Origin of the sequence: Leucobacter sp. MMO-125, assembly GCF_037148395.1 — a bacterium.
In the GTDB taxonomy this organism is placed as follows: Bacteria; Actinomycetota; Actinomycetes; order Actinomycetales; family Microbacteriaceae; genus Leucobacter.
Genome location: NZ_JBBCTL010000001.1, coordinates 1,032,102 through 1,041,755, shown reverse-complemented (window position 1 = coordinate 1,041,755; position 9,654 = coordinate 1,032,102). Strand labels below are relative to the sequence as shown.

General features: G+C 66.4%; 8 protein-coding genes. All 8 read right to left on the bottom strand.

The features are described 5' to 3' along the window. Positions 1-81 precede the first annotated feature (81 nt). Positions 82-831 carry a CHAP domain-containing protein gene (locus tag WFI54_RS04815; RefSeq protein ID WP_336651620.1) on the bottom strand — a complete coding sequence of 250 codons (750 nt, stop codon included), beginning with the start codon at positions 829-831 and terminating at the stop codon, positions 82-84. Further along, positions 821-1,093, bottom strand: coding sequence for a hypothetical protein (locus WFI54_RS04810; protein ID WP_336651619.1), 273 nt, complete (start codon positions 1,091-1,093; stop codon positions 821-823). Before WFI54_RS04810 ends, WFI54_RS04815 begins: the two co-directional genes overlap by 11 nt. Before the next feature lie 11 nt (positions 1,094-1,104). Next, positions 1,105-2,661, bottom strand: a complete 1,557-nt coding sequence (locus WFI54_RS04805; protein WP_336651618.1) for a hypothetical protein — start codon at positions 2,659-2,661, stop codon at positions 1,105-1,107. Positions 2,662-2,669: 8 nt separating this feature from the next. Then, positions 2,670-4,121, bottom strand: a complete 1,452-nt coding sequence (locus tag WFI54_RS04800; RefSeq protein WP_336651617.1) for a hypothetical protein — start codon at positions 4,119-4,121, stop codon at positions 2,670-2,672. A gap of 11 nt (positions 4,122-4,132) precedes the next feature. Next, complete coding sequence (locus tag WFI54_RS04795; RefSeq protein WP_336651616.1) at positions 4,133-4,861, bottom strand: hypothetical protein; 729 nt, start codon at positions 4,859-4,861, stop codon at positions 4,133-4,135. A gap of 290 nt (positions 4,862-5,151) precedes the next feature. Next, entirely contained in the window at positions 5,152-6,066 is a 915-nt protein-coding gene (locus tag WFI54_RS04790) for a hypothetical protein (RefSeq protein WP_336651615.1), read from the bottom strand. Continuing rightward, on the bottom strand, positions 6,063-9,443 hold the full coding sequence (locus WFI54_RS04785; RefSeq protein WP_336651614.1) for a tape measure protein: 3,381 nt from the start codon (positions 9,441-9,443) through the stop codon (positions 6,063-6,065). The genes WFI54_RS04790 and WFI54_RS04785 overlap by 4 nt, the downstream gene beginning before the upstream one ends. Next, complete coding sequence (locus tag WFI54_RS04780) at positions 9,440-9,637, bottom strand: hypothetical protein (RefSeq protein ID WP_336651613.1); 198 nt, start codon at positions 9,635-9,637, stop codon at positions 9,440-9,442. The genes WFI54_RS04785 and WFI54_RS04780 overlap by 4 nt, the downstream gene beginning before the upstream one ends. Between the last annotated feature and the right edge of the window lie 17 nt (positions 9,638-9,654).

Genomic DNA, 9,654 nt, shown 5'->3' with positions numbered 1-9,654 from the left:
GGACCAGGTGCGCTCCGAGCGTGGCCCCGGCACCCGCAAGCGCGAGGCCGAGACCGATGAAGAGGACCGCAGTTGTTGGCATCATGCGTACTTCGCCTTGAGCTCAAGCCATCGAGTAGGTGAGACGACAGTCGGCTGCCCGAACTGCGACGCGAGCGTATTCGCTGCACTCCCGCGAAGGCCTGCACTGTCGAACTCTTCCCACGACCCGGACACCCCGGGCCGGTAGATCGCGTACGCTGCGGAGCCGTCCTGCCGGGCCCCTTCAGTGAGACAGATGAGGTGCATGGGGTCGTCCTTTCGTCGGCGAGCTCGTGCGAGCGCGGCCAGCTTGTGAGAAGCGGCGAGCGCCGCGGTGCGTGAGGTGTCGACCATGCCGACAGAGAGTGCGCGGGGCCGGAGGTATCCGATGAGACCATCGATCACGAGATCTACGATCTGCACTGAGCCGGGGTTCTGGGTGAGGCACCGCAGCATCCGCCCGCCGTGCGTGACGTCGAGCACGGTCGCGACGTGCGACCACGGATACCAGGCGGACCCGAACTCCCAGAACGCCACATCCCCGGGCCGGGGTGTGGCGGTGACAGGCAGGATCTCGAACCACTGCCCGAGGCCCGCGCGGGCAGCGTTGTGGAGAACGTTGCAGGCGTACCCAGCGTGCGGGTGCGTGCCGCCGGCGTTCGTGTATGTCGGCCACGACGGCACCCCGAGAAAGCTCGTAGCGTAGTGCGACCACTGGTCCCAGCACTGCGCCCCGAACACGCCATCCACGTCGATCCACTGGTAGCGGACGCGCTGCACATACGCGGCGAGATCCTGACTAGACGCCACTGCCGTCACCTCCAGTCAGAGACTGCACAGCGGCGAGAATCATCCCGTCAGTGACCACAGCCGGGTCGCGGCCCGCGGCACCAGTACCCGCAGACCGGGCGTAGGCGTACGCCTCAACCCATCCCGGCTGCGCAGACAGCACCCACCGATTCTGGTACGCCCACCCATCCGGGTCAGGCACACCCTCCATCGCAGCGCACGCTGTCACTCGTCGACGCAGGTCGCCGTCGTCGGCGAGGTCTGCCTGATCCCAATAAGCCATCACGGCCTCCTTCACTTGATCGGTGCCGTAAGCGTTCCGGCAATGTATGTCCCAGTCGCGATCGTGCCGCCGTACCCCACAGGGGTCGACAGCACACCCGTCGCGGAGAGGTGCAGCAGCCCCGACTGGCCGGTGCCGGAGTACCAGACGCCGCCCAGCACACCATCACCGACCGGGGCGACAGATGCCGGGATCGTGAGCAGCTGCCCCTTCGAGAACCCCGTACCGACTTGCAGGAAAAACGAGATCCACAGCACTTGGTTTTTCACCATGTACCCCGTGCGGTTCCCAAACCCGCCCACCAGGAATCCAGGCCCGGGCGTCACCGGTTGCCACCCAGCCGTGTCGCCGTCAAACCGGACATCGCCGTGCAGATCAACGTTCCCGCGCTCCGGGAAGGGTCGGTCATTGAGCACGATAGACGGATCAGCTGGCACCCCACCACCGGTCGTCGCAGTGGTGGCCGCGATATAGATCGGACCTTCACCGTTCTCAATTAGTAGCGTCTTATCGATCCGACGCTCAATCCGTGCAGACTCATGAGGAAACGGGTCTGTCTTTGTTCTGGCGTCCAGTGAGATGTAGGCGCGAGTCGGTTCCACGGTCACGGCGAATCTTCCCCGCCGCCCGTCTACGTCTTCCGTACTGAGGTCGCCTGCACCGTGCCCGAAGCTGCCGGTGCGGGTCAGCTTGGATGAGCCGGTGCCGTGGGTCGAGTAGAAGGAGGCCCCGGCGTGTGAGATCTGTGGGAAGATCCCGGCGGGGTCCGCATCCGCGCCAAGAAGGATGGATCCCGTCAGCCGGAGGCCACCACCAGCGGCAGATATTCGAGCAGTTTCAGCCCCAGCGCCGCTAAAGGACCGGAGCCCTTCAGCGTCGAGCTGCACCCGCTGGCCAGACGACGCTGTGCGAACTATGGCACCCGTGATCACCATGCCGTCGATCGCATCCGCCGCGACCGCATCAGCCGTCACCACACCATCAGCAAGACGGACCACCCCACCGGCGGACAGCACCAGGAGTTCGGCGGCAAGGACCTGCTCCGAGACGAACGCAGCGCCGTTCCACACGCGCACCTCGACCGGCTTACCATCAGCATTGTCTACGACCCACTGGTCGCCCTGCACCCACCCGCCATCGGGCGGTGCGGGCTCGGTGGCTCCGCGGCGGCGCGCGTTCTTCCCTGACGAAGTGGTGACGGCGTTCGCGGCATCCTCGACGGCCTGCTGCGCTGCTTCGAGTGCCGCGGTAACGCGTTCAGCCGCGGCCACGGCCACCTCGAAGGCTGCGCCCGCAGAACCCACACTAGGAGCCAGCCGCTCCGGCAGGAATGTCGCGTCAACCGCGGCGCTGTCGCCGATGTCGGCGAGATCGCCAATCTGGCCAGCCTGCACCTCCGAGAGCGCACGGGCGTCGGTAGCATCCGTTGCAGCATCGATGAGGCCCGAGCTCTTCCCATTGTCGAGTTCGATGGAGATGTGCGGGACCTGCCGGGTGCGCTGCCCTTCACGTGCGCGCTTCGCGTCCACCAACTCTCGCGCGATTCGGCGTTCGTCGCGTGACACCATGAGGCCTCCTAGGCGGGGTCGAGATTGATACGTGCACGGGTACGAGACACCCACGACCACGACCTGATACGGGCAAGCCCCTGCCAGGTGGAGCCGATCGTGGTCACCCCGCGCACTGTGATGATGTCGCCCACCTGCCAAGACCCGATCGGGGCATTGGGGTGGTCACGGACGGTGATATCGAGCGGGCGCGGCTCGCCGGTTGAAGCGCGCAGCACGGTGCGGGCGCGTGCTCGGAGCACCTCAGCGGTGCGCAGGCTGCGGTCCTCGACCACTACTGGGCGCCGCATACGTGAGGTCGGCTCGGACAGTGACACACGGACTGCCGCGGGTCCTTCACCCGCGCCGACACCGATCACTGCGTTCGCGTAGTCCCCGTCGTCGAGCTCAAGCGCATCGATGATGTTCACCGACGTGTCGAAGATCAGATCGTCGCGCCTGCTCCCGGCGCGCGGGTAGTGGATGACGATCGCGACATCCGGTGCCCCAGCCGAGTAGCGGGTGCGGGTGGTCCACTCGAAACCACACTCCGATGCCAGCGCTTGGATCTCCCGGTATGTGTCGGGGAGGTCCGCGCCGCTGATCTCGTACGCGCCACCCTCCGTCTTCCGGCGCTCCTTGAGAGCGTCATACGCCGCCTTCGCGGCATCGTACGCTGACTGTGCTTCATCTTTCGTGGCGCGCGCCGCTGCGAGCGCTGACCGGCCCGCGGCGAGCTCCGTGTTGTAGCCCGCGAGAGCCGCCTGGTAGGTGGCCTGCCGTGCCGTCACGGTGGCCTTCGCAGCGGCGATCAGTGCGGGGTCCGCGCCGTCCGTCACGAGCTGAGCGACCTGCTGCTGCGCCTGCGCGAGAAGCGCCTGCGCAGCGGTCACCTCGTCCGAGAGCGTCGAATCGAGGTCTTGCAGCTCCTTGGTCTGCTCGCGTGAGGTCTTCGAGAAGGCGTCGAGCGTCTGCTTGCGGGCGTCCATCGCGGCCCGTGCCGCTGCCACCTTGTTGTCGAGATCAGTTCCCACCCGGATCGGGGTGGAGCCCTCGATGGTGCACCCGTACCAGCCGCCCGGGAGTGACTGCAGGTCCGTGACGAGCTGCCGCAGCACGTCGGCAGGATCTGCCTGCGCCGCCCGGATGAGGCCCTCGTAGGGCACACCGGCTGGGTAGCCGACGAGTTCACGCAGGGTGAGGTCCCAGCCCGATGATCCGAGCGATGCGGACTCCACGACACCGGTCCAGTGGCGGCGCGGGGCGCGCGTGTCGCCGGACTCGAGGTGCACGATGGTGCCCCACCGTTCGAACATGGGACGCCCATCCTGCGCGATGGTGCGGTGCGCCGCCGGGGCGGGCACGGTCGCCCGCATCACCCCGTACGCGGAGAGCGCAAGCTCGCCAGCATCTGAGGAGATGATCGGGGCCTCGAAATCGAGCCATTCCCACGTTCCGTACCGTTGCAGCGAATACCGCACTGGTGCCTCCTCTAGATTGCGACGATCTGGTCCGCCCGTGACTCGTAGAACGTCACCCGGATGCGAACCGAGGTCCACTCGTTGAACTCCGGAAGCGCGGAGGCCTGCTGCTGCGCCTGAAGCGCGATGTCAGGTGTGATATAGATCTCACGCCCTCGCAGTTCGGGAGGAATCGCGACACCACCCATGCCAGACAGCGCGAGCGTTTTTCGACTCGTTGAGGAATCGAGGTAGCCAATCAGGCCAGTACGTACAGTCGTGGTGCCATCACCGAGCGCAGCCCTCACATCGACATGTGCGGTTCCACCACCCGCCCACACACCCGCGTACTCAATCTCGACCTGCGCCCACTCCGCCCACTCCGGGGTCCGGACCTTGCCACCCGTCATATCCGGAGGGAACACCTGCCACGCGCCAATAACGTTGTTGGCTTTGCCGCTAGCCCCGGCAGTTGGTGTTCGTACCAGTGAAGCATCAGCACGTTTCGGGGCGGAAAGCACCCGTAGATCCTTGATCATCGCTTCTTGCACCGTGGCATTATTCGCGGGCTGATCGATCCGATACAAGACAATCCCGGTCTCGTGCTCATGCCCTGGCACATCTGACAGATGGCGGGCAGTGGTGGTGGGGGCGACCCCCTCGATGATTCGAATCGGGAAGAACTCACGCGCATCAGCCTCACCCTCGGCAGGCTCCTCCCAGGGAGAGTTACGCGCCCACGGGTCCTCTACCCGCATCACCACAAGATCAGACCGCCCCTGAGACGAAGGTGTAGGCGTAGTCGCATACGTGACCGTCTGATTGTGCGACCCCAAATATGTTTCGCCCTCGTCGTAGCGAGACCGAATCAACGCCGACCCCCGAGTCACCTGAATGCCGGGCCCAGGGGGATCCATCGGGATGACACGAAGATCAGTCCGTGTAGCAACACCGTGCCGATCACCCGACAAGGTGTAAACCAGACGCCGCGCATCCTCCACAGCTGTCTTCACGGGGCCGTTCAGCGCCCATCCGCTGGTCGCAGTCGCCATCAGATACCTGCTTTCATATCGCGCCACCGCACCCGCACAATCGCCGTTCCCTGCGGCGAAACGCCACGGAACGAGAGTTGATGCGGGCCGTGGGAAAGAGTGAGCTCCGACAGCAGCGAGCTACTGGGAGCGAGGAAATTGAAGGGCACGCCGTTCACGGAGAGCAGCGTCCGGCCGGGCCGCGCATCGACCATGGCGACCTCGTCGTACGCGAGATCACGATTCGTGCGCACCCGCCACCCGCCCGCGATCTCCACCTCGGCACCCGCCTGGATCGGGCCGTGGATCTCGACCACGCATGAGGTGTTCGTGTCGCCACCCACCGAGAACCACGTTCCCCGCACGGCGGGTTCCAGATTCTGCACCGGGAACACGAGCGGAAACTGCCACCCAGAGCGTGGCTGAGGGGGCACAATCTGCACCTCCGCCTCACGCCACGATTCGCCGTGCTCGTCGAGGAGGTAGGCGCCGGTCATCGACGGGATGAATGGCAGCTCGGCGAACACCAGGCCGACGTTCTGGTCGGCGTCGTCGAAGCGAGGCCGTCGGGGACGACCCTCGATGACGAGGCCGCCGCCCATCACGAGCTCAGCGACCTCACCCGACTGGGTGCGCACGGCGTCACCTCGCCACACTCTCGCGAGCTCGGACCGGGCTGCGAGGGCGAGGCGGGCGCACTCCTCGACCGGGTACGGCGCCGTAGTGAAATCGATCTTCACGTGCACGGTCACCGCACCCGGCTCGATGGTGTCCCGCCCCATCCAGAGACCGTCCGCACCGACGGGCCGGACGTCTTCGACGTCGACGCCGTCGGCGTCCTGTTCCCACTCGACGAGCTGCACCGGGTAGGAGGGAGGGCCGAATCGATACTCGGTGCCGGGATAGCGGAGGATCCAGTCGCCGTACATGCTCACCTCTCCCGCTCGAACTCGTCCATCAGCCGCCCCAGAATCGAGGCAGCATTCCTGTAATCGTTCGACGTCGCCTTCTCGCCGATGTGAATCGTGTCCGCGAGCATTCCCCGCCGGCCCCGGCGCCGCTCACGACGCTGCACCGGCACAGTGCCGACCGGAGGTCTGCCCGACACCGCAGAGGAGTGGTTCACCGCGCCACCATTCGCAAAGGCGGGGATACCGCGCAGCGCCGACACGGGCACGACCGGGAACCCAAGCCGGGCGAGCGCGTCCATCGCGATCTTCGCGTTCCGGGCCTCCTGGCCCTTCCTGCCCGAGATGAACGCCTCCCAGCCAGTCTCGGGCTCCGCGAACTTGATCAGCGGGGGACCGCCCGCGAAGATCCCCGTCGGGAATCCGCCACCGTTCGCGAACGACCGCATGTCGACACTGCGGCCACCAGCGTGGCCGACGACACCGCCGTCCGCCTTCGTCATCGTGCCGCCGCCACCGGTGTACCGGACGCCGACTTCGGCGACGCGATGCCGAACCAGATTGTTGAGAATCGACTCGACCGCGTCAGCGCCCGACTGGGTGATCTGAATCTGCTTCGTGCCGGGGATCGCTTCGACCTTGAGGCCAACGTCCCGCAACCGCTGAATCACCGCAGGCGAACCGGGGTCATCGACCGTAATCGACTTCCCCTCGGGGATACCCTCAAGCTGCAGAGCGAGCGCAAGCGCTCTCTGGTCGACCTCTGAGATCGTCCCTTCATCCGTGAGTAGCGTGGCCACGACCGAGGGCACATCGAGGTACTTCCCGATGAGCCCGTCGATCTGCTCCTGCGTGAGCCCGGCATCGGCCATCGTCTGCCGCAGGGTATCGATGTAGCCGTTGCCGGCCGCCGTAGCGGCTTCGACCGCGCCGACCACGTCGCCCTGCGCAAGGGCCTGATCGGCAGCCGCGATTGCGGCATCGAGCATGGCATCGCGAGACTGACCCATCGCGTCAGCGAAAGCGAGTCCCTGCCGAGTGCCGATATCGATCGTGCCGACGCCGTCGAGCGTGGACTGCCACAGCTTCGTACCGGCCTGATCCGTCTGCGAGAGACCCTCCGCGAGTGTGAGGTTCGCCTCAGAGAGCTGCTTCGCAGCCTCCTCAGCCGAGAGCTGCCCGCCAGTGAGTTCGTCGAGTGCCTGCTTGAGTGCCCGCACTCGAGTCTCGGCGTCTTGCGTGATGTCGCGGGCGACCTGCAGCGCCTCGTTGAAACGCTCGTTGGAACGCCCAGCCTCAGACATCGCCGCGGCCGCATCTCGGTCCGCCTGGATCTTGTCCTGGACCGCCTGCTTAGCCGCTTCCTGCGCAGCTACCTGATCCTCGAGGACTTCGAGGAGGGTCATGCCTTCGCCTGCGGTGAGAGTGAACCCCTCACGGGCTTGCGCATACGCCTCAGACCCGCGGTGGGCCTCTTGGCTGTTGTCCTTCACCTTCTGCGTGAGCTCGTCGTAGGCGGCCCCGCCGTCGAGGATCGCGGCGGCTGCCTCAGCGTGGCTGATGCCCAGCTTCTCCATCTGGCTGACGGCGTCGCTATTCGCGAGGTTCTGCTCGATCTGCGACAGCGTCGCCTCGGTGGTGGCGCCCGTGGTCTGGTTCAGAGTGTCCTTCAATGCAGTGACGGCCGCGTTGTGCTCTTCGACCTTCCGCTGTGCGGCGGCGTTCGCCATTGCCCAGGCTCCTACAGCGGTCGCGACGACGGTCAGAGCAATCCCGATTGGGTTCGCAAGAAACGCGGTCTTGAGCGCATTGCCGAGCCCGGTCACCTGGGCCGAAGCCGTCGCGGCGGCAGCCCCGAAGGTTCCCAATTCGCGGCCACCCGTGCGAGCTACGTCGACAGTGGCGACGCCAAGCTGGGTCATTGATGAGGTGCTCATCGAGGCGAGGTGCTGCTGCAGTCGCATCTGCTCTTGAATGCTCTGCAGGGACCGGCCCGCCATCTGAATTGCCGGGGTGAGCGGCCCGAGCGCCTTGTGCATGGCGAGGAATGCGAGCGCCCCGGCGAGCACCGGCGTGGGGATCGCGTCGAGCAGCCCGATAGCGGGCCGCAGCAGCGCGGTCAGGACCTCCACGCCGTCAGAGACGAGTGGTAGCGCCGAGTTCAAGGTGCCGGACATGATTACTGCGAGCTCGCCCAGGAGGGGCAGTAGCGGCTTGCCTGCCGCGAGCAGGTCGCCGAGGGCTGCCCGCACCTCAGGGGAGGCGGCAGCGAGACCCACGAAGGCCGCCACGGCAGGGTTCGCGCTGATTCCCAGCACAGACAGCATCTGCCCGAGCGGGCCGACGTTGGCGCCGAGCGCGAGCACAGCGCCAGCGGTCGCAGCGATGCCGGGCGCGTGGTTCGCGAGCCGATCGAGCGACACCTCGAGCGAGGCAGGGTTCCATCGCTGGATCGACGCCTGCGCGGAGTCGAGGCCCTGCGTGAGCGCCGCGAAGAATGGCATACCTCGCTGGGTGAGGATTCCCATGACTGGGACGGCTTGCTTCTCGATCGCGCGCAGCACGTCAGCGACCTGGTTGCCCCAGGTTACGGCCATGCCGCCGCCCTGCGCAGACACGAACGGTTCTGCGATATTGGCGCCGAGGTCGCGCTGCGCGGCCTTGATGCGGTCGACCGCGCCAGACCACTGCTGTTTGACGCCGTCGGCGGCGCCACCGAAGCGGTTCTGCATGGCGTCGACGAGGATGTCGATGGCTTCGCTGCCGCCGATCGCGGCATCGGATACGTCTTCGCGGATCTGCGCCGCGGTCTTCCCCATGGCGTTGCCCATGAGGGTTGCGGCGTCGATGCCTCGGTAGCCGAGCTCGTTCAGGGTCTCCGCGGTGAACTTGCCCGTGGACTGGACCTTGGCGAGAATGTTGACGACTTCGGAGATCTGCTCGTTCGAGCCGCCCATCGCGGCGACGCCCTGCTGGATCGCGTCGAGTGTGGGGATGACCTTGCCGGCTTGCATGCCGAAGCCGATGAGCTGCTGCTGCGCCTGGATGAACACGCTCTTGGAGAAGGGCGAGTTCTTCGCGAACGCGTCGAGCTTGTCCATCTGCGCATTCGCCTGCTCGGCACCGCCCAGCAGCACCGACAGAGCGGCACGGCTGTTCTGCTGCAGCGAGTTATAGGCGACACCGGTCTTCGTGAGGATCGCGAGATACGCGCCCGCAGCGGTAACGAGACCTGTCGTTGCGCCTGCGGCGGTGCGTACTGCGGCCTCGGCTGCGCGGCCAAAGCTCGCGCCGCGCTGCCCGGTCTCCTGCAGCTTACGGCCGGCGCCGTCGATGTCGCGGTGGAACTGGTCGACGCCGTCGAGGGTGAGGGCCGCGGAGAGGCGGCCGACTTCGAAGCTCACGTGCCCTCCTTCTTGTCGTGGAGGCGCGCGAAAGTGGCGCCGGTCATGGAGTCGCGGATCCCGAAGAGGGAGATGAACACCTCCCGCAGCGATCGCCACGGGAGCGCGAGGAGTGCCTGCTCGTCATCGGCAGGCAAGCGGGGGTAGAAGCGCTGCAGATCAGGCAGCACGCAGGACCGCCAGTGCTCGAACACGTGAGCCCACAGCTCGC

Bases quoted from the DNA above. Each gene is read 5' to 3' on its own strand.
- WFI54_RS04810 (WP_336651619.1), bottom strand. From the start codon at position 1,093: ATGGCTTATTGGGATCAGGCAGACCTCGCCGACGACGGCGACCTGCGT.
- WFI54_RS04805 (WP_336651618.1), bottom strand. From the start codon at position 2,661: ATGGTGTCACGCGACGAACGCCGAATCGCGCGAGAGTTGGTGGACGCG.